The organism is Streptomyces sp. PKU-EA00015, assembly GCF_013387495.1.
Taxonomy (GTDB): domain Bacteria; phylum Actinomycetota; class Actinomycetes; order Streptomycetales; family Streptomycetaceae; genus Streptomyces.
Genome location: NZ_JABZEE010000001.1, coordinates 235303 through 253734, shown reverse-complemented (window position 1 = coordinate 253734; position 18432 = coordinate 235303). Strand labels below are relative to the sequence as shown.

General features: G+C 71.7%; 18 protein-coding genes and 1 tRNA gene. 7 read left to right on the top strand and 12 right to left on the bottom strand.

The annotated features are described in order from the left end of the window. Nucleotides 1-61 precede the first annotated feature (61 nt). Together HW130_RS01105 and HW130_RS01100 are read left to right on the top strand one after the other, a co-directional pair. Nucleotides 62-1273 (top strand): molybdopterin-dependent oxidoreductase, encoded by a 1212-nt coding sequence (locus HW130_RS01105; RefSeq protein WP_177147411.1) that lies wholly within the window; start codon nucleotides 62-64, stop codon nucleotides 1271-1273. A 5-nt stretch (nucleotides 1274-1278) separates the two neighbouring features. Beyond that, complete coding sequence (locus tag HW130_RS01100) at nucleotides 1279-1707, top strand: hypothetical protein (RefSeq protein WP_309140279.1); 429 nt, start codon at nucleotides 1279-1281, stop codon at nucleotides 1705-1707. Here HW130_RS01100 and HW130_RS01095 read toward each other — a convergent pair. The 3 genes from HW130_RS01095 to HW130_RS01085 are packed head-to-tail and all read right to left on the bottom strand — an operon-like array spanning nucleotide 1664 to nucleotide 3710. Beyond that, entirely contained in the window at nucleotides 1664-2386 is a 723-nt protein-coding gene (locus HW130_RS01095; RefSeq protein ID WP_177147409.1) for a bifunctional 2-polyprenyl-6-hydroxyphenol methylase/3-demethylubiquinol 3-O-methyltransferase UbiG, read from the bottom strand. The genes HW130_RS01100 and HW130_RS01095 overlap by 44 nt on opposite strands. Further along, a complete protein-coding gene (locus tag HW130_RS01090; RefSeq protein WP_177147408.1) occupies nucleotides 2383-3012 on the bottom strand; it encodes a DUF2064 domain-containing protein in 630 nt (209 codons plus the stop codon). Before HW130_RS01090 ends, HW130_RS01095 begins: the two co-directional genes overlap by 4 nt. Next, nucleotides 3009-3710 (bottom strand): glycosyltransferase family 2 protein, encoded by a 702-nt coding sequence (locus HW130_RS01085; protein WP_177147407.1) that lies wholly within the window; start codon nucleotides 3708-3710, stop codon nucleotides 3009-3011. The genes HW130_RS01090 and HW130_RS01085 overlap by 4 nt, the downstream gene beginning before the upstream one ends. A 116-nt stretch (nucleotides 3711-3826) precedes the next feature. Between HW130_RS01085 and HW130_RS01080 the strand changes: the two genes are divergently transcribed. Further along, complete coding sequence (locus tag HW130_RS01080; protein ID WP_177147406.1) at nucleotides 3827-4549, top strand: response regulator transcription factor; 723 nt, start codon at nucleotides 3827-3829, stop codon at nucleotides 4547-4549. Beyond that, nucleotides 4546-5664, top strand: coding sequence for a sensor histidine kinase KdpD (locus HW130_RS01075; RefSeq protein ID WP_177147405.1), 1119 nt, complete (start codon nucleotides 4546-4548; stop codon nucleotides 5662-5664). Before HW130_RS01080 ends, HW130_RS01075 begins: the two co-directional genes overlap by 4 nt. Before the next feature lie 29 nt (nucleotides 5665-5693). Here the strand turns inward: HW130_RS01075 and HW130_RS01070 are convergent, their stop codons facing one another. From HW130_RS01070 to HW130_RS01055, 4 genes are all read right to left on the bottom strand, one after another. Continuing rightward, on the bottom strand, nucleotides 5694-6755 hold the full coding sequence (locus tag HW130_RS01070) for an NAD(P)-dependent oxidoreductase (RefSeq protein ID WP_177147404.1): 1062 nt from the start codon (nucleotides 6753-6755) through the stop codon (nucleotides 5694-5696). Between the two features lie 151 nt (nucleotides 6756-6906). Continuing rightward, a complete protein-coding gene (locus HW130_RS01065; RefSeq protein ID WP_177147403.1) occupies nucleotides 6907-7461 on the bottom strand; it encodes a DM13 domain-containing protein in 555 nt (184 codons plus the stop codon). 340 nt (nucleotides 7462-7801) lie between these two features. After that, nucleotides 7802-7875: transfer RNA gene (locus tag HW130_RS01060), tRNA-Pro, on the bottom strand. A gap of 136 nt (nucleotides 7876-8011) precedes the next feature. Next, on the bottom strand, nucleotides 8012-8596 hold the full coding sequence (locus HW130_RS01055) for an ABATE domain-containing protein (protein ID WP_177147402.1): 585 nt from the start codon (nucleotides 8594-8596) through the stop codon (nucleotides 8012-8014). 105 nt (nucleotides 8597-8701) lie between these two features. Between HW130_RS01055 and HW130_RS01050 the strand changes: the two genes are divergently transcribed. Then, entirely contained in the window at nucleotides 8702-9493 is a 792-nt protein-coding gene (locus HW130_RS01050) for an MBL fold metallo-hydrolase (RefSeq protein WP_177147401.1), read from the top strand. A gap of 301 nt (nucleotides 9494-9794) precedes the next feature. On the opposite strand, the gene HW130_RS01045 is transcribed toward HW130_RS01050, so the two are convergent. The 3 genes from HW130_RS01045 to HW130_RS01035 form a co-directional block, all read right to left on the bottom strand. After that, nucleotides 9795-10148 carry an MmcQ/YjbR family DNA-binding protein gene (locus tag HW130_RS01045; RefSeq protein WP_177147400.1) on the bottom strand — a complete coding sequence of 118 codons (354 nt, stop codon included), beginning with the start codon at nucleotides 10146-10148 and terminating at the stop codon, nucleotides 9795-9797. Nucleotides 10149-10428: 280 nt separating this feature from the next. After that, nucleotides 10429-11145 (bottom strand): MOSC domain-containing protein, encoded by a 717-nt coding sequence (locus tag HW130_RS01040; RefSeq protein WP_177147399.1) that lies wholly within the window; start codon nucleotides 11143-11145, stop codon nucleotides 10429-10431. 25 nt (nucleotides 11146-11170) lie between these two features. Then, nucleotides 11171-11788, bottom strand: a complete 618-nt coding sequence (locus HW130_RS01035; protein ID WP_375256496.1) for a LysE family translocator — start codon at nucleotides 11786-11788, stop codon at nucleotides 11171-11173. Nucleotides 11789-12127: 339 nt separating this feature from the next. Between HW130_RS01035 and HW130_RS01030 the strand changes: the two genes are divergently transcribed. Both HW130_RS01030 and HW130_RS01025 read left to right on the top strand, forming a co-directional pair. Further along, nucleotides 12128-15583, top strand: coding sequence for a ThuA domain-containing protein (locus HW130_RS01030; RefSeq protein WP_177147397.1), 3456 nt, complete (start codon nucleotides 12128-12130; stop codon nucleotides 15581-15583). A gap of 14 nt (nucleotides 15584-15597) precedes the next feature. Further along, nucleotides 15598-16488 carry a sugar phosphate isomerase/epimerase gene (locus tag HW130_RS01025; RefSeq protein WP_177147396.1) on the top strand — a complete coding sequence of 297 codons (891 nt, stop codon included), beginning with the start codon at nucleotides 15598-15600 and terminating at the stop codon, nucleotides 16486-16488. 85 nt (nucleotides 16489-16573) lie between these two features. Here HW130_RS01025 and HW130_RS01020 read toward each other — a convergent pair whose 3' ends face one another. Next, the gene (locus tag HW130_RS01020) at nucleotides 16574-17401 is read right to left on the bottom strand and encodes an ABC transporter ATP-binding protein (protein WP_375256492.1); all 828 of its coding nucleotides are present in this window, start codon (nucleotides 17399-17401) and stop codon (nucleotides 16574-16576) included. Nucleotides 17402-17403: 2 nt separating this feature from the next. Beyond that, entirely contained in the window at nucleotides 17404-18426 is a 1023-nt protein-coding gene (locus HW130_RS01015; RefSeq protein WP_177147394.1) for an ABC transporter substrate-binding protein, read from the bottom strand. Between the last annotated feature and the right edge of the window lie 6 nt (nucleotides 18427-18432).

Below are 18432 nucleotides of genomic sequence, written 5' to 3'. Positions count from 1 at the left end.
TCCGCGTTTCGTAAGGTGTCGGACCCGTCCGCGCGACCGGTCGGCGCGGTTGCATGAGTGCATGGGAACCCGAATCGGCCGGCACCGGAACCTTCCGGCCTTCAGACTGCCCGCACTCCGGCTGCCTCACCTACACCTGCCCGCCCTCCGCCCACCGGCCTTCTCGGGGCGTCTGCACGATCCGCGCACCGCAACGGCGATCGGGCGGTGGCTCGGCGTGGCGCTCGCCGTGTGCTTCCTGACGGGGCTGATCAGTCACTTCCTGCAGAGCCCGCCGGACTGGCTGGCCGATCACCTGCCCTCGCGGCCGGTGTGGGGGTACCGGCTGACGCAGGGGCTGCACGTCGGTGTGGGGCTGGCGGCGATCGTGCTGCTGCTGGCGAAACTGTGGGCGGTCTACCCCCGGCTGTTCGTGTGGCCGCCGGTCCGGTCGGTGCGGCACGCTCTGGAGCGGCTGTCGGTGGCGGTGCTGGTGGCCTCGGGCGTGTTCCAGGTGCTGACCGGCCTGTTGAACATCGCCGAGTGGTACCCGTGGCCGTTCTCCTTCGTGCCGGTCCACTATGCCGTGGCCTGGGTCGTGGCCGGGTCCGTGCTGCTGCACCTCGCGGTGAAGGCACCTGAGATCAGGGCCCATTGGAGCAGCCGGTCTGCTGGCACGCTCGCGCTGTCGGACGAGGAACGGGACGGCCCTGACCGGAGGGCGTTGCTGCTCGGGGTCGGGGCGGCCGTGGGCGCCGTGACCGTCACGACGGTCGGCCAGTCCTTCACCCCGCTGGCCTCCGTCGATCTGCTGGCGCCCCGTCATCCCGGTTACGGGCCGCAGGGCCTGCCGGTCAACCGGACGGCGGCCGCCGCCGGGGTGACGGACGCCGCGGTCCTGGACTGGTCCCTGGAGGTGCTGGGGCCCCGGCCGTACCGGTTGACCCTTGCCGAACTGGGCCAACTGCCCCCTTCACGGGCGCGGCTGCCGATCGCGTGCGTGGAGGGCTGGAGCGTGGACGCCTGGTGGAGCGGTGTACGGATCCGGGACCTGATCGAACGGGCGGGAGCCCTGCCGGACGCCGGGGTGCGGGTGGTGTCCCTCGAAGTGCGGGGAGCGTACCGGGTGATGGAGATGGGACGGGAGTACGCGCAGGATTCGCTGACGCTGCTGGCCCTGCGGCTGAACGGCGATGTGCTGTCGGCCGACCACGGCTTTCCCGCGCGGATCATCGCGCCGAACCGGCCCGGTGTACTGCAGACGAAGTGGGTCACCCGGCTGGAGGTGCTGTGAGGTCCGTGTCCGTGGTCCGTTACGCGCTGGGCGCGCTGGGCCTGCTGCTCATCGGGATCGGCGGCCGGCATCTGGCGGCTCGGCCCGACCCGTACGACGTCCTGTTGTGGATGGCGGGCGCGCTGGTGCTGCACGACGGCGTGCTCGCGCCGGTGGTGCTCGCCGTCGGGCTGCTGGTCGCGGCGGTACCGGCGCGCCCCGTCGTGCGCGGCGCGCTCGTGACCGGCGGGGCGCTGGTGCTGGTCACCCTGCCGCTGCTGCTGCGTCCGGGAGCGCCGCCCAACCCCTCGGCCCTGCCCCTGCCCTACGTGCGCAACCTGCTGCTCGTCCTGTCGGTGGTCGCGGGGGTCGCGCTGGCCTGGGTGGGCCTGACCCGGCTGCGGCGGCGGCTCAGGGCGTCCGGGGCCGGTCCTCAGGCCCCGCCGGAGGGCTGACGGCGGGCACGAGTTCGGCGAAGTGCCGCCCCGCCACCGTCCAGACATGGGCGGCTGCCCACCCTGCCCTGGCGGCATGGCGGAGCAGGGCCTCGGGGCCGACCCGGGCCCAGGGAAAACGTGTGCCGAGGCCGCCGCGCCCGTCGTCCAGCCGCACCTCGCAGCGCTCGTCCACCTCGATCGCAGCGGCCTCGGCTATGAGCCGCCCGTGCGGAGCGAGTATCCGGGCGGTCCGCCGCAGCAAGGCCACGGGATCTCCGCCGATGCCGATGTTGCCGTCGACGAGCAGGGCCGTGGTCCAGCGGCGTTCGCCGGGCAGGGGCTCGAAGACGGACCGGCACAGGGCCATTCCGCCGCGGCGTACGGTCCGTGTCACCGCGGCCGGGCTCACGTCCACCCCGAGCGCCCTGTGGCCTCGGCCGGCCAGCGCGGCCACGAGCCGGCCCGGACCGCAGCCGATGTCCAGAACCGCGCCGCTGCACCGGGCGAGGACGCTCTCGTCGGCGGCGTCCGCGTCGGCGCACCAGCGTTCGACGTCCAGGGGCAACAGCCGGCCGTCGTCGCGGCGCAGGAAGAGCGGGCCGTGCCCTGCGCGCAGCGCCCAGGCGTAGGGCTCGTCCCGCCAGGCAGGAGCGGGTGGTGTGCCGGCCTTGTCGCGCGCGGCGGCGGGGGCCCTCATCGCACTGTCCGCGGGGCTCCGGTCAGCCGGCGATGCACGGCGGCGAACCGTCCGGCGGGGGCCTGGCCGGCCACGGCGGCTGCGTCGGCGGCGGTGTCCACGTCCCGCAGGCGTGGCAGGAGCCCGGTCCTCAGCCCGGCCGCACGCAGGCGCTCGTACTGCACCGCGCCGGTCTCCGGTACGGACATCGGCACGCCGCGAAGCAGCGCGGGGTCGGGGGTGGCCAGGCCCAGGGCCCAGAACCCGCCGTCGGCGGCCGGGCCGAACCAGGCGTCGTGACTGCCGAAGTCCAGAGCGGGATCGAGGAGGCCGGGTGTGACCTGCGGGGTGTCCATGCCGATCAGCAGCGCCGGACCGGTGCAGGCGGCGAAGGCGGCGGCGAGCCGCTCGTCGAGGCCGCCGGCGCACTGGGGCAGGACCTCGAAGCCGGGCGGCAGCCAGGGGCCCGGGGAGCCGTCCAGGACCAGGACGTGCCGGTCGGCGGTGGTGACGGCCACTGCCGCAAGGGTGTCGGTGAGGGCGGCTTCGGCCAGGGCCGCCGCCTCCTCGGCGCTGAACGGCGGGGTGAGACGGGTCTTCACCCGGCCGGGCAGGGGTTGCTTGGCGATCACGAGCAGGGTGGTCACCGGACGCCTCCGAGGGCGGTGGCGTGCGGGAGCTCGGCGAGGACCGCGCGCATGTCGCGGACCGCGTGCCACGTGCCCCGCCAGGTGCCGGTCACCTTGGACTTCCCGGTGCGGGGCAGATAGGGCACGTCCTGTTCCCGGACCCGCCAGCCCGCATCAGCGGCCCGGACGACCATCTGGAGCGGGTATCCGGAACGCCGGTCGGTCAGGTCCAGGCCGAGGAGGGCCTCGCGGCGCGCCGCTCGCATAGGGCCGAGGTCGTGCAACCGCAGCGCGGTGCGGCGGCGCAGCATCCGGCACAGGGCGAGATTTCCGGCGCGGGCGTGCAGCGGCCAGGCCCCCCTGCTCCGGGGCCGCCGGCGGCCGAGCACGAGATCCGCCTCGCCGGCGGCGACGGCCCGGACGAAGCCGGCCAGCAGACCGGGGTCGAGGGAGGCGTCGCAGTCGCAGAAGCAGACGAACTGGGCCTCGGCGGCCAGGAGTCCGGCATGGCAGGCCGCGCCGAAGCCGCGCCGGGGCTCCGCAACGACGGTGGCTCCGAGGGAGCGGGCGATGTCGGCCGATCCGTCGGTGGACCCGTTGTCCACCACCAGGGCCCGCCAGCCGGCCGGGATGCGGGCGAGGACCCAGGGCAGGGCCCCGGCCTCGTTCAGACAGGGAAGGACGACGTCCACGGTGTCAGCGGTCACGACTGCCACCGTAGGAACTCCTGGCAGACATAGCGGACATCGACTCCTTACGAAAAACGGACACCGTCCGTACGGCGTGATCCCGGAGAGGACACCGGGAGGCAGCCGGTGCAAGGCTGGATGCCATGAGTACGCGAACGCCGCCCGCCCGGATCCTCGTCGTCGACGACGATCCGACCGTCGCCGAGGTCGTCACCGGCTACCTGCACCGGGCCGGCCACAGCGTCGACCACGCCGCCGACGGCCCCACCGCCCTCGACCGGGCGGCCCGCCACCCGCACGACCTGGTCGTCCTCGACCTCATGCTGCCCGGCATCGACGGACTGGAGGTCTGCCGCCGCCTGCGCGCCGACCGTCCCGTTCCGGTGATCATGCTGACGGCCCGCGGAGACGAGGACGACCGGATCGCGGGCCTGGAACTGGGCGCGGACGACTACGTCACCAAGCCGTTCAGCCCACGCGAACTGGTCCTGCGGGTCGAGTCCGTGCTGCGGCGCAGCCGCACCGTGACCGCGGCAGGGGGCGGCGGGCAGCCGGTGCCGCGCCGGGCCGGGATCCAGCTGGATCCGGAGACCCGGCGCGCCACCAAGGACGGGCAGCCGCTCACCCTCACCCTGCGGGAGTTCGATCTGCTCGCGCACTTCCTCACCCACCCGGGGCGGGCGCACAGCCGCGAGGAGCTGATGCGGGAGGTGTGGGGCTGGGACTTCGGTGACCTGTCCACCGTCACGGTGCACGTCCGCCGCCTGCGCGCCAAGATCGAGGACGACCCGGCAGCGCCCCGGCTGATCCAGACCGTCTGGGGCGTCGGCTACCGCTTCGAGCCGACGGAGGAGGGGAAGCCGTGAACGACATCCTGCTGATCGCCCTCTTCGCCTTCGGCGGTGCGGCCTGCGCGGGTGCGCTCGGCGCCCTGGCGCTGCGCCTGCTCCGGTACAGGTCGGTCGCCGTGTCCCTGGCCGTGGTCGCGGCGGTCACCGTCACCGCCATGCTCGCCGGCACCCTCGCCGTGGCCTGGGCGATGTTCCTGTCCCCGCACGACCTGACCGTCGTCACTCTCGTCGTCGCCATGGCCGCCGCCGTGTCCCTGGCCACCGCACTGCTGCTGGGCCGCTGGGTGGTGGCCCGCAGCCGGGACCTCGCGCGAGCAGCCCGGGACTTCGGAAACGGTGGCGGTTTCGCCGCACCGCCTGCGCGCGCCACCGCCGAACTGGCCGACCTAAGCCGTGAGTTGGCCGCCACGAGCGCCAAGCTCGCAGCCTCGCGTGAACGTGAACGCGCACTGGATTCCTCGCGCCGCGAGCTCGTCGCCTGGATCTCCCACGACCTGCGCACCCCGCTCGCCGGACTGCGCGCCATGTCCGAGGCCCTGGAGGACGGCGTGGCGACCGACACCGCCCGCTACCACCGGCAGATCCGCACCGAGGTCGAACGCCTCGACGTCATGGTCGGCGACCTCTTCGAGCTCTCCCGTATCCACGCCGGCGCACTGGTGTTGACCCCCAGCCGCGTCTCCCTGCGGGACCTGGCGGCCGACGCCCTCCTCGGCGCCGACCCGCTCGCCCGGGAACGCGGCGTACGGCTGCTCGGCGAGGACATCGCCCACGTGCCCGTCGACGTGGACGGCAAGGAGATGACCCGGGTCCTCGCCAACCTCCTCGTCAACGCCATCCGCCACACGCCGGCCGACGGCACCGTCGCCGTGACCGTCGACCGGCGCGAGGACACGGCCGTGCTGTCCGTCACCGACGGCTGCGGCGGCATCGCCGAAGAGGACCTGACGCGTGTGTTCGACACGGGCTGGCGCGGCAGTACCGCGCGGACGCCCCCGGCCGGCGCCGGACTCGGGCTCGCGATCGTACGCGGCATCGTCGAGGCCCACGAGGGACAGGCCGAGGTGCGCAACGTGCCCGGCGGCTGCCGTTTCGAGGTGACCCTGCCGCTGGCCCGCGCCGGCGTCTGACCAGCGCCCGCGCCCGGGACAGGGGCCGGCTACCCGAGCCCGGCGGAGGCCCGTTGGGCGGCCCGCGCGAACTCGGACATGCCCTCGGCGAAGTCCACTTGCGGCCGCCAGCCCAGTTCACGGCGCAACCGGGACGAGTCCGCGGTGATGTGCCTGACGTCGCCGAGCCGGAACTCGCCGGTCACCACCGGCTGCGGCCCGCCGTGTGCGGCCGCGAGCACCGCCGCCATGTCCCCGACCGTGTGCGGTTCGCCGCTGCCCACGTTGTAGGCGGCATGCCCGTCCGCGGACCCTCCTTCGAGGCCGGCCAGTGCGGCCACGTTGGCCCGGGCCACGTCCCGTACGTGGACGAAGTCCCGACGCTGCCCACCGTCCTCGAAAACACGGGGAGCCTCGCCGAGGGCCAGGGCGGACCGGAAGAACGACGCCACGCCCGCGTACGGGGTGTCCCGTGGCATCCCGGGCCCGTAGACGTTGTGGTAGCGCAGTGAGATCGCCCGCCCGCCCGTCGCACGCGCCCAGGAGGCCGCCAGGTGCTCCTGGGCCAGTTTCGTCGTCGCGTACACGTTCCGCGGGTCGACGGGCGCGTCCTCGGCCACCAGGCCGGGCACGAGCTGCGCACCACAGCGTGGGCAGCACGGTTCGAACCGTCCCGCCTCCAGGTCCGCCACGGCCCGCGGTCCCGGCCGGATCACCCCGTGGGCGCGGCACTCGTACCGGCCCTCTCCGTAGACCACCATCGACCCCGCCTGCACCAGGCGCCGCACCCCGGCCTCGGCCATGCCCGCCAACAGCACCGCGGTCCCCAGGTCGTTGCAGGCCACGTAGGCCGGGGCGTCCGCGAAGTCCTTCCCGAGGCCCACCATCGCCGCCTGATGGCAGACCGCCTGTACCCCACGCAGCGCGGAACGCACGTCCTCCGGGGCACGGACGTCACCCCGGACGAACTCGGCGATCGGCAGCTCGGGAGCGGTGGGGTGCGCTGCGGGCAGCAGCGCGTCCAGCACCACCGGCTCGTGCCCCTCGGCGGCCAGCGCGGCCACCACGTGCGAGCCGATGAACCCGGCTCCTCCTGTGACAAGTACTCGCATGCCCCGCACGTTACGGCGACCGGGCTCGGCCGCGACCGAGCCCGCACCGGGCCGTAAGGCTTCCGTCACCACCCGGCGCGACCGGCGCACCGGAGTGCCTGCTCCGCGGACGTCCCCCGAGCCGGATCAGGCGGCCGGCAGCCGGGGCGGATCAGGTGGCAGTCAGCCTGGCCGCGCCGAAGGAGACGTCGAAGCGGTCGCACCAGATGGTGACGCTGGTGTACTCGGACAGCTTCAGGTCCGCCGGGATCGGGTAGTTCTGGTCGCCCTTGTTGCCCTTGAGCTTGCCCAGGCCGACGTACTTGCCGTCGTCGAAGACGTGCCAGCCCGCCTTGCCTTCCTTCACCGGGGCATCGGTCAGCCATACCTTCAGGTCCGGCCCGTTGCTGGTGTCCAGCCCCTCCAGCCGCAGGGTGTGCGAGCCGTCCGGCAGCCGCACGATCTTCGCGGTGCCGGTGGTGGTGTGCTCGTGGCTGACCAGGTTTCCCTGGGCAAGGGTCCGAGGGACGGGCGACTCCGAGGGTGCCGGCGCCCCGGAGGCGGCGGCCGACGTGCTCGGCGCTGTGGTGGGAAGGGCTTCACTGACCGTCTGGTCCTGCCACAGCTTCCACGGCTGGAACCAGTACAGCCCTGCGGCCACCACCACAACCGCCACTGCCACCGCCACGATCGCCAACGGCCGACGCCGCCCGTCTTCACGTTCCACCCTGTGCTCCTCCCTCGTCGGTCAGTACGCATTCAACGTCATCGGGAGCACGCGGCCCAGAGAGGCGCCCATGACGGAAGTGTTACGGCAGTTGCCCGGGCTGCGGCCGCCGCAGCGTGGTGGTGAAGACCTACGGCCGTCGGCCTTCGGGCGAGGGACATCGGATCCGGAAGTGGTTCGGCACGGACCGAGGACGCCGTGCGGCAAGAGCGCCGGCCCCGGGGCGCGCGCCGACGGCTGTCGACCCCAGCTGACAGGTGCGGCCACCACACCTCGGAACGCACGAAAGGCCGGCCTCTCGATCACGAGAGAACGGCCTCCGACCTGCGTTTCCGCACAGTCGGGACGACAGGATTTGAACCTGCGACCCCTTGACCCCCAGTCAAGTGCGCTACCAAGCTGCGCCACGTCCCGGTGCCCGTGTGACCTGGGGTTTCCCCCGGCCCGACGCGCATGAGAACAATACCGCACTCGACCCGGTGGTCACGAACCGGTATTGCGCCACCCCACGTCGGAGGGCGCGCTTGGCCTCAAGCGCACGGGTAGTTCGTCAATCGTTCCCGGACCGGGTGCGGCGGGCGTACGCGCGGGCGGCGCGGGCGCGGTCGCCGCACCGGATTGAGCACCAGTGGCGGCGGCCGTGGCGGAGCAGGTAGCGGTTGCACGGGGTTGAACCGCAGGAGGTGAGGCGCTCTGCGTCGGGGCTGGTGAGGAGGTCGGCGGCGTCGGCGGCGAGGGTCGCCAGGGCGTGGTCGACGATCTCGGTGGTGGGGTGGGGGGCCGCCCGGTAGGGGCCGTTCTTGTCGTCCCACCGCAGCAGAGGAGCCGTGGGGACACGGGTCATCGCGTCATTGACGGCGGCGACAGCGGCCGGGAGCGCGGGAAGCCCCATGGTCCGGGAGGCGAACAGCCCCCTGATCTGTTCGCGCAGGGCGCGCAGCTGCGTGGCGCACATCTCGCGCATGCCGACGTCGACCGGGGCGAGACCGCGTTCCGTCAGCCATTGGTTGGCCTGCGCTGGTGCGCCGAGGAGGTCCACCATGTGCCCGCCGGGCAGCGCGACGGCGCTGTTGGCGAGGGCGAGGGAGGGGTACTGCTCCTCCCCGGGCGCAGGCGGCAGGGTGGAGTCTGCCATGACGGCCTCCTTCACGATTGTCACGGTAGAGCTTGCCTGTGTCCGTGAGAAACACGTACCGTCATCTCACGGTCAACTCGCATCCTATCCGTGAGGTGCTTCCCTGTGTCTTCTCTCCCTCCGACGACTGAGCAGTTCCCGGTCCGCGTCTTCGGCGGTCCGACCGCCCTCTTCGAGTACGGCGGTCTGCGCTTCCTGACCGATCCGACCTTCGACGGCCCCGGTGAGTACCCCGCACCCGCCGGTCCGACCCTGACCAAGACCGCGCCCTCCCTCGGCGCCCCCGCCGGCCTCTGCCCCGTCGACGTGGTCCTGCTCTCGCACGACGAGCACGCCGACAACCTCGACCGCACCGGCCGAGCCCTGCTCGCCGACGTGCCTCTCACCCTCACCACCACCGGCGGCGGACAGCGCCTCGGGGGGAAGGCCAAGGGACTGGCCGACTGGGAGTCCGTCGAGCTGGAGCGCCCCGGCGGCGGCACGATCACCGTGACCGGCGCCCCTGCCGTCCACGGCCCCGGCCCGCGCGAGGCGGTCGAGCCCTTCACCGGCCAGGTCGTCGGCTTCGTCCTCACCGGAGAGGGCCTGCCCACCGTCTACGTCAGCGGCGACAACGCCTCCCTCGACCTGGTCAAGGAGATCGCCGCACGCTTCGGCCCGGTGGACACCGCCCTCCTGTTCGCCGGAGCCCCCCGTTTCCCGGTGGTCTTCGACGGTGAGCTGCTCGTCCTGGACAGCGCCCAGGCCGCCGAGGCCGCCCGGATACTCGGCGCCCGCCGGGTCGTTCCCGTCCACTACGACAGCTGGGCCCACTTCACCGAGGGCCGCGAGGAGCTGGCAGCCGCCTTCACCGCTGCCGGCCTGGCCGACCGCCTGGACTGGGGCCACCAGGGCTGAGCCGGCAGGAAAGGCTTCGGCCCGACGGCAGCTCGCCCTCCCGGCAGCGGCACCTTCTGCCAGGCAGCACACCGATCGGGGGCCGGGCATGCAGCCTGGCCCCCGACGGACGAGGAGCCCGGCTGACGGTCGTCCCCGCCATCACCGCAGGGGACGTGGTCGGCATGACCCAGGATCCCGACGCGGCGGGGCCGGGCATGCGATGCCCGGCCCGCACCCGGGCCGTGCCCCGCACCCCGCCGCGAGGCCCCGCCCTGCGCTCCGAGCAACCCCGCGCTCCCGTCCGTCATGCCTCGGGCGGTCACGCCAAGTCCGGGTGCGCCTCCAGGAGTTTGCGAGGAGCCGCCTGGCGCCAGGAGTCCAGGAGGATCGCCCGCAGCTCCTCCTCGTTCTCCAGCGCCCCCAGCCGCACCCGCAGCCACGCGTAGTTGTCGTCGTGGCCCGCGCGCAGGAAGAACTTCTGCGGCTCCGCCGCGATCAGCTCCTCACGGTCCTCCTTGGGGCACTTGACGCCCATCACCCGGTCGTCGTCGTCCAGTGAGGCGAAGATCCGGCCGCCCGCCTCCAGCCGGAAGGTGGGTACGCCCCAGGACAGCTTCTCCATCGCGCCCGGCAGCGCCAGCGCGATTCTGCGTACGTCGTCGGCAGTGGCCATACAGCGACCGTACGACGCGCCACTGACATACCCCCAGGACTGCCACGCGAGCACCGCGCCCGCCCCTGCCGCGGTCCGGCCGCTCCGCCCGAAGCGCCAACTGCCCCGGCACTGGGCGCTTCCGGGCGTGAGTAGTTGAGGTACAGGAAATCCGGCGGGATTGATCACGGTCGGCCACCACCGGCCGGCGGCATCGCGACGCCTGGCAGGGCCTGCGCGCCGCTGCATGCCCCGGACGCTCCGAGGACATCGATGACGAAGACCGATTCCGGACGCTGCATCAGGTCAGTTCGACGGTGTCCCCGTGTCGTACACGTCCCGGCTGTGCGACCGTGGCCAGGGCGTCCAGCCGCATGTCGTGTGCCCGCGCAATGGCTCGCAGGATCAGCGGGGAGTGCGGCAGGTCCTGCTGGGCCTCGTTGGTCATCACGCATCGCTCGCTGGAGCGCTCGAACCGTATGCACAGAGCGCCGCCGATCCGGGCGGTGCTGCCGAACCACCCGTCTTCCACGAACGGAGGCGTGCCCGGCGGTGTCCGCACCAGCAGGTTCGGCCGAAACCGGCGCTCGTCGACGGGCACGCTGGGAACGGCCGCGCGGACCCAGTCGAGGGTGGCGGTGGTCAGGACGCTGAGGGGGAGCTGGTCGAAGTGCGAGATCGCGCCCTCGCGGGCCACTTCGACGTCGTTCCGGTCCAGGTAGTGCCGCACATAGGAGGTCGCGTCCGGCACCGGCTCGCCGTCCGGGTCCAGCAGCTCGGGCACCTCCGTGGCTGCTCCCCGTGGGTATCGGGACTGCAGCTGCAACAGCCCCGGCATGCGCCTGAACCGGCGCGTGTTCTTGCCCGAGCCGAACTTGCCCTCGGCGTCCCGCACAGCGTAGAGCCGGTCGCCGACGAGGCCCCGGGCATCCACGGCGACCTCGTCCAACGGCTCACCGCCGATGGACTTGATGGGGTACCGCCAGATCCGCTCGATCGTGCCGAGCACCGTGCCCATGTCCGTCCCTCCCGCGAGTTGCTGGTCAGTTGGCTTCCGCGGCTACCCGCACCCCGAAGCCGATGAGCACCACACCCGTCACGCGGTCCAGCAGGCGCCTGACGCGCGGTCGTTCGAAGACCGAGCGCGCCCTGGAGACGAGGTAGGTATAAGACCCGAGCCAGGTCAGAGTCAGCGCCGCGTGCAGCAGGACGAGCAGGCCCATGCCGGCCGCCGTGGGCAGTCCGTGCGGGGCCAGGGTCGGCAGCAGACCGGTATAAAAGACGGCGATCTTTGGATTGAGGACGTTGGTGGTGAGGCCCGTCAGGTACGCGCCCCCCGAACCGGTGGTCTTCGACTCGGCGGTTCGCGGCGCGGAGCGGCGGCTCTGCCAGAGGGCCTGCAGCCCCAGGAAGACCAGGTATGCGGCGCCCAGGATCTTGACGACGAAGTACGCCTCCGCCGAGGCTGCGAGGATCGCCGCGAGCCCTACGACGGTGAACACGCCCCACACCAGTAGCCCGGTGGTGATTCCGGCAGCGGTGCGCAGGGCCTCCGCCGTGCCGGAGGCGATCGCGCGCTTGGTGACCACGGCCATGTCCGGCCCCGGTACCACGGTCAACAGGGCGAGCACTCCGGCCGCCATGGCTGTCTGAGTCCACAACATGCGGTCAGTCTGCTTCGAAACGATCACACCTGAGATGTGACAACGATCACGGTCGAACGCGTCCTCGGCTTGAGGTACTTCGGGCCGACAGCACACCTGGGAACCACATCCCCGACCTCCGGGAACTACGCGCAGGCGCCGTACCCCGGCAGCTCGAAGCCCCCGGGAAGTTCCCCATCACCAGCAAGATCAATCTCAGCGGCGCTTCTGTTACCGCAACTGCTCACACTCCGCTGCCGACCCATTGACCCCCCGTGAGGGCGGAACCTACGCTGTGCCGCGTATGCCAGAAAGCGCTTTCTATCCCGCTGGACTCCACCTGCACCCGGGAGCGCCATGAGTAGTCATCGACCAGGGGTACGCCGCAGAGCGCCCTTCCCCCTCATCACGACCCTGCTGGCGCTGCTCGTCGGACTCGGGGTGACCCTGTCACCTCCCGCCGAAGCGGCGCCCTATCGCGTACTGGTCTTCTCCAAGGTCACGAATTTCCACCACGACTCGATTCCCGCCGGCATCGAGGCCGTCAAGAAGCTCGGCAGCGAGAACGGCTTCGAGGTCGAGGCCACCGACGACGCCGCCGCCTTCACCGACACCAACCTCGCCCGCTTCCAGGCGATCGTCTTCAACAACACCAACTCCACCCCGCAGAGCGGCGATCTGCTCGACGCGGCGCAGCGCGCGGCGCTGCAGAAGTACATCCGGGGCGGCGGCGGCTGGGTGGGCCTGCACGCCGCATCGGCCAGCGAACGCGACTGGGCCTGGTACGAGGGTCTCGTCGGCGCGATCTTCGACAAGCACCCGGCCGTCCAGACCGGCCGCGTCAAGGTGCTCGACCGCACGCACCCCTCCACCGAGGGCCTTCCCGAGCTGTGGGAGCGCACCGAGGAGTGGTACAACTGGCGCACCAACCCGACCGGCAAGGTGCACACGCTCGCGCAGATCAAGGTGCGCGACGGCATCACCGGTCTCGACGAGGGCGTCGACCACCCCTGGTCCTGGTGCCAGAACTACGACGGCGGACGCTCCTGGTTCACCGCGGGCGGGCACGCGAAGTCGGCCTTCCAGGAGGAAGGTTTTCTGCGGCACCTGCTGGGCGGCATCCAGTGGGCCGCGGGGAACAGGCCCGGCGACTGCACGGCGACGAAGACCGGTTCGTTCCAGCGCACCCCGCTCGTCACGAGCGACCTCGCGGACCCGTTCGAACTGGCAGTCGCGCCCGACCGCCGGGTCTTCTTCATCCAGCGGACCGGCAAGGTCAAGGTGATCGACCAGCAGACGCTGAAGGTCACGACCGCACTGGACTTCGCGTACACGCCCGAGATGACGAGCCAGTCCGACGGCCTGCTCGGCCTCGCGCTCGACCCGGACTTCCCCCGGAACAACTGGCTGTACCTGCTGAACTCCGACAAGACGGAGAAGCAGCTCAACCTCTCCCGTTTCACGGTCACCGGCAACACCATCGACCCGGCGTCCGAGAAGCGGCTGCTGACGATACCGACCCTGCGCGGCGAGGGACGGGCCAACTCGCACATGGCCGGTTCCCTGGCGTTCGACAAGGACGGTGACCTGTACGTCGCGACGGGCGACAACACCGACCCCTTCGCCTCCGACGGCTTCACTCCCATCGACGAGCGCGAGGGCCGCCGGGCCTGGGACGCGCAGGGCACCTCCGGCAACACCAACGACCTGCGCGGCAAGATCCTGCGGATCACCCCGAAGGACGACGGCACGTACGCGGTGCCCGAGGGCAACCTCTTCGCGCCCGGCACCGCGAAGACCCGCTCCGAGATCTACGCGATGGGCATGCGCAACCCGTTCCGCATCACCACGGATCCGGTCAGCGGCGCGCTGATGGTGGCCGACTACGGTCCCGACGCACGGGCGGCCAGGGCCGACCGGGGACCCGAGGGCACCGTCGAGTACACCCGCGTCACCCAGGCGGGCAACTACGGCTGGCCGTACTGCATCGGAAACAACACCCCGTTCAACGACTACGACTTCGCCACCAGGACCTCCGGCCCCACATTCGACTGCGCCCGGCTCGTCAACGACTCGCCCAACAACACGGGGCTGACCGAGCTGCCTCCGGCCAAGCCCGCGACCGTCTGGTACGCGTACTCCGCGTCGGCCGAGTTCCCCGAGGTCGGCACCGGTGGCGGCGGTCCGATGAGCGGGCCCGTCTACGACTACGACCCGGCGAACACGTACCAGGGCAAGTTCCCGGCGTACTTCGAGGGGAAGTGGTTCACCTACGAGCTCACCCGCCGGTGGTTCAAGTCCTTCTCGTTCCAGCAGCACGACCAGACATTCACCGACCCGCGGTTCGCGCCGGCCAGGGCCGGTGACCTGCACTCCATCAACCCGGTGTTCGCGGACATGAGCTGGAACCAGCCGTTCGAGGCGGACTTCGGCCCGGACGGTGCGATGTACGTGATCGACTTCGGCCTCGGCAGCGGCACCGGACGGGGCGGCAGCAACGAGGGTTCGGGGATCTACCGCATCGACTACGTCGGTGACGAGCGACTGCCCGCCGCGAAGGTCACGGCGACTCCCGACAGCGGCAGCGCGCCGCTGACGGTCACGTTCTCCAGCGAGGGCTCGGGCCTGCCGGACGGCAAACCCGTCACGTACGCCTGGGACTTCGACGGGAACGGGACGACGGACTCGACCGAGGCGAACCCGACACACGTCTACCGGGAGAAGGGGCGGTTCACCGCGCGGCTCACGGTCACCGGACCGGGCGGTCTGACCGGCCTCGCCGTCCATGACATCACCGTCGGCAACACCCGGCCGGTGGTGACGATCCAACAGCCGCCGAACGGTGGCATGTTCGCCTTCGGCGACACCGTCCCCTTCGTCGTGAGGGTCAAGGACAAGGAGGACGGCACGATCGACTGCTCGCGCGTCGTCGTCCAGTCCCAGCTCGGGCACGACTCCCACCTGCACCCGCTGGACAACTACACCGGCTGCGCGGGCGAGATCGCGTCCGACGCCGGGGACAGCCACGGCCCCGGGCAGAACCTCTACTACGGCATCACGGCGCAGTACGAGGACAAGGGTGCTCCGTCGGCTCCCGCGCTCACCGGTTCCGCCTCGCTGACCCTGCGGACCGCGTTCCGCGAGGCCGAGCACATGACCGCGACGGGCGGCGCACAGCAGGGCGCGGTGGTGGGCACACGCGCGGACGCGTCCGGCGGCAAGCGGCTGACGGAGATCGAGCACGGTGACTGGATCCGCTTCGACCCGGTCCACCTCAAGGGCATCGACTCGGTGACGGTCGGCGCGGCATCGGGCGGCATCGGGGGAACGGTCGAGTTCCGTGCCGGGTCGCCGACCGGTCCGCTGCTCGGCGCGGTCGACGTACCGCCCACCGGCGGCTGGGGCAGTGTCGTCTCGCCGACGACGGCCCTGGCGGATCCGGGCTCCACGGTCGCGCTGTACGCCGTCTTCACCAACCCCGCCTGGTCGGCTGCCGGACCCGATCTGTTCGCGGTGGACTGGCTGCACTTCAACGGCGCCGGCGTGGAGAAGCGCCAGGGCGCCAAGGTCACGGTGACGGCCGAGCCCGGCTCCGGACGGACCCTGGCCCTGGCGGGCGAGGTCACGCTGCCGGAGGGCCGGACGGCCGCCTCGTACCACTGGGACTTCGGCGACAACACGAGGCCCGCGGGCGAGGAAGGCGCCACCGCGACCCACACGTACGCCCGCGCGGGCACCTACACGGCTCACCTGACGGTGACGGACGACAAGGGCGACACAACGACCGGCCACGCACGCATCACGGTCGGATGAGGAGGGAGCACCACATGAACGACAGCAGACGCGCGTTCCTCGGCAGGGCGCTCGGGATGGCGGCGGCCGCGGCCGCGGTCGCGGCATCCGGTCCGCCTGCCCACGCGGCGGAGCCTGCGGAGCCGGAGGAGGCGGCCCGCCGCTGCCGTCGCATCCCGCCGTCCGGCATCGGCATGCACCTGTACACGATGCGGACGCCGCTGGCCGCCGATTTCCGGGGGACCCTGGCCCGGCTCGCGGAGATCGGTTACATGACCGTGGGAGTCAGCGGCCGGCACGGCAACAGCGCCGCCGCCATCCGTTCGATGCTGGACGAGACGGGGCTCAGGGCGGTGCTGGAGCACGTCGGCTACGACACCGTCCGGGGGAGCGGCCTGCCCCGGGCGCTGGAGGACATCCACACGCTGGGCGCCCGCTGGATCGTGGTGCCGAGCCTGCCCGGGGCCATGCACACGCCGGCCGGTTTCCGGGAGGCGGCCCGCGAGTTCAACAAGGCGGGCCTCGCCGCCCGCGAAGCCGGCCTGGGCCCACTGCTCTTCCACAACCACGGCCTGGACCACCAGACGGTCGAGGGCGAGGTCCTGTACGACATCCTGCTCAACGAGACCGACCCGGAGCTGGTCGGCTTCGAGCTGGACGTCTACTGGGCGGCGAAGGGCGGCGGCAGCGATCCGCAGGACCTGTTCGTCCGGCACCCGCGGCGTTTCCCGGCGCTGCACGTGAAGGACATGGCGCCGAACGGCGGCTTCGCGGACGTCGGTTCCGGGGTCCTGGACTTCGCCGCGATGTTCGACACCGCCCGCAGCGGCGGGGTGAAACAGTGGCTGGTCGAGCACGACTCGCCGGCCGACCCGTTCGCCACCGCGCGCAACAGCTACACGTACCTGGCGAATCTGCGCTACTGACCCGGTGAACGAAGGAGCCCTGTACCACTCCCCCTGGTGAGTGGTACAGGGCTCCGGCCGTGGTGCGGGCCCGGTGCCCGGCCCGTCAGTCCTGGGCCGAGGCGGCGCCGAGCAGACCGCGGATACGGGTGGTGGCCTCCCGGAACTCGGGCCGCCCCATCGTCTCGGTGTAGTCGCGTTCGGCGGGCAGGCCGACATCGATGATCTCGGTGACGGTGCCCGGCCGCGGGCTCATCACCACGACACGGTCGGCGAGGTAGCAGGCCTCCGATATGGAGTGGGTGACCAGCAGCACGGTGGTGCCGGTCTCCCGCCAGATGCGGTTGAGCTCCGTGTTCATCTGCTCGCGCGTCAGGGCGTCGAGCGCGCCGAACGGTTCGTCCATCAGCAGCACCGGCGGCTCGTGGAGCAGCGCCCGGCACAGGGCGACGCGCTGCTGCATGCCACCGGACAGCTCGTGCGGCAGCGCGTCCTCGAAGCCGCTCAGGCCGGTCATGGCGATCAGCTCGTCGGCTCGCCTGCGCCCCGCCTGCGCGGGCATCCTGCGCATCTCGGCCTGGAGCAGGATGTTGCGGCGGGCGGAGCGCCATTCCAGGAGCGCGGCGCGCTGGAAGACGTAGCCGATGTCGTGGCGCGGGCCGCGCACGCGCTCGCCGCCCAGCAGCACCTCGCCCGATGAGGGCGCGAGGAGCCCGGCGACGAGCTTCAGGAGCGTGGACTTGCCGCATCCCGAGGGGCCGACGATGGCGACGAACTGGCCCATCGGGACTTCGAGATCGATGTCCTTCAGGGCGGTGACGTCCCGGTTCCTGGTACGGAAGCGGACGGCCACGTCCTTGAGGGAGACGGCCGCGCCGCCCTGTCCGTCCCGGTCCGTCACGGCCGGTTCCCGGAGGGTGGTGTCCCTGGCCATGGTCATCCCTTCATCGCACTGGCGCTGTCCCAGTACTCCGCGACGGGCCCCGCACTGCCCACCAGCCCGGCCTCGGCGAAGACGTCGATCGTCTGCTGCCAGTCGGCCTCGGTGTTGACGCCGGGGGCCCGGCCACGGGTGGCGTCGGTGTGGAGGAGGGTGAGCGTCGTCGCGAACTGCTCGGACAGGACCGTCTTCGGCGGCAGTTGCTCGCTCGCGCCCGCCATCGAGGCGACGGCCGGCTCGGGTGCCTTCTCGGCGGCGGTGAACGACTCGCTCACGGCCTTGGCCATGCGCTGCGCGAGGTCACCCCGGGTCTGGAGGATCTTGTTGCCGGCGATCAGGCCGTTGGAGTAGAAGTTCAGCCCGTTCTCGGAGAAGCGCAGGTGCGCGACGGGCTTCTTCGCCTTGTCCTGCATGGTGGGGCCCTGGTCGCTCGCGTAACCGAGCAGTCCGTCGGTCTTGCCGGAGATGACGGCGGCGATCTTTCCCGCGGGGTCGGTGTTCTGCACCTTGACGTCCGACTCCTGGAGGTTGTTCTTCTTCAGGAAGATCGGGAACGTCTTGGAGAGCGCGTCGCCCGCCGTCCCCGCGATGGTCCTGCCCTTGAGGTCGGCCGGGGACGTGATGCCCTGTGAGGCGAAGAACTGCACCGAGGAGGGTGTGGTCTGCAGGAACACGCCGAGACTCTTGACCTTCACTCCGGCGTCGACCCCGGAGAGCACGGCGGGCGTGTCGGCCCAGCCGAAGTCGGTCTGCCCGGCGCCCGTCGCCTGCACGGTCTTCTGTGACCCCTGGCCGGCCCTGATGTCGAGGTCGATGCCGTGCTTCTCGAAGATCTTCTGCTGCTTGCCGTAGTAGAACGGCGCGTGTTCGCCGTACGGGTACCAGTTGAGGGTCAGCGTCACCTTGTCCAGTTCCTCGCCCGACGAGCTGGTCGAGGTGCCGGAGCCGTCCTCGCCGCAGGCCGTGGCGACCAGGAGCAGCGGTACGAGGCCGGTCAGAAGTCGTCTGCGCGCAGTCATGGCTGG

What these genes read in the sequence shown, in the direction of transcription:
- HW130_RS01070 (WP_177147404.1), bottom strand. Translation starts at nt 6,755, where the DNA reads ATGCGAGTACTTGTCACAGGAGGAGCCGGGTTCATCGGCTCGCACGTG.
- HW130_RS01045 (WP_177147400.1), bottom strand. Translation starts at nt 10,148, where the DNA reads ATGGCCACTGCCGACGACGTACGCAGAATCGCGCTGGCGCTGCCGGGC.
- HW130_RS01020 (WP_375256492.1), bottom strand. Translation starts at nt 17,401, where the DNA reads ATGGCCAGGGACACCACCCTCCGGGAACCGGCCGTGACGGACCGGGAC.
- HW130_RS01015 (WP_177147394.1), bottom strand. Translation starts at nt 18,426, where the DNA reads ATGACTGCGCGCAGACGACTTCTGACCGGCCTCGTACCGCTGCTCCTG.
- HW130_RS01080 (WP_177147406.1), top strand. Translation starts at nt 3,827, where the DNA reads ATGAGTACGCGAACGCCGCCCGCCCGGATCCTCGTCGTCGACGACGAT.
- HW130_RS01025 (WP_177147396.1), top strand. Translation starts at nt 15,598, where the DNA reads ATGAACGACAGCAGACGCGCGTTCCTCGGCAGGGCGCTCGGGATGGCG.
- HW130_RS01055 (WP_177147402.1), bottom strand. Translation starts at nt 8,596, where the DNA reads ATGGCAGACTCCACCCTGCCGCCTGCGCCCGGGGAGGAGCAGTACCCC.
- HW130_RS01095 (WP_177147409.1), bottom strand. Translation starts at nt 2,386, where the DNA reads ATGAGGGCCCCCGCCGCCGCGCGCGACAAGGCCGGCACACCACCCGCT.
- HW130_RS01105 (WP_177147411.1), top strand. Translation starts at nt 62, where the DNA reads ATGGGAACCCGAATCGGCCGGCACCGGAACCTTCCGGCCTTCAGACTG.
- HW130_RS01040 (WP_177147399.1), bottom strand. Translation starts at nt 11,145, where the DNA reads ATGGGCACGGTGCTCGGCACGATCGAGCGGATCTGGCGGTACCCCATC.
- HW130_RS01030 (WP_177147397.1), top strand. Translation starts at nt 12,128, where the DNA reads ATGAGTAGTCATCGACCAGGGGTACGCCGCAGAGCGCCCTTCCCCCTC.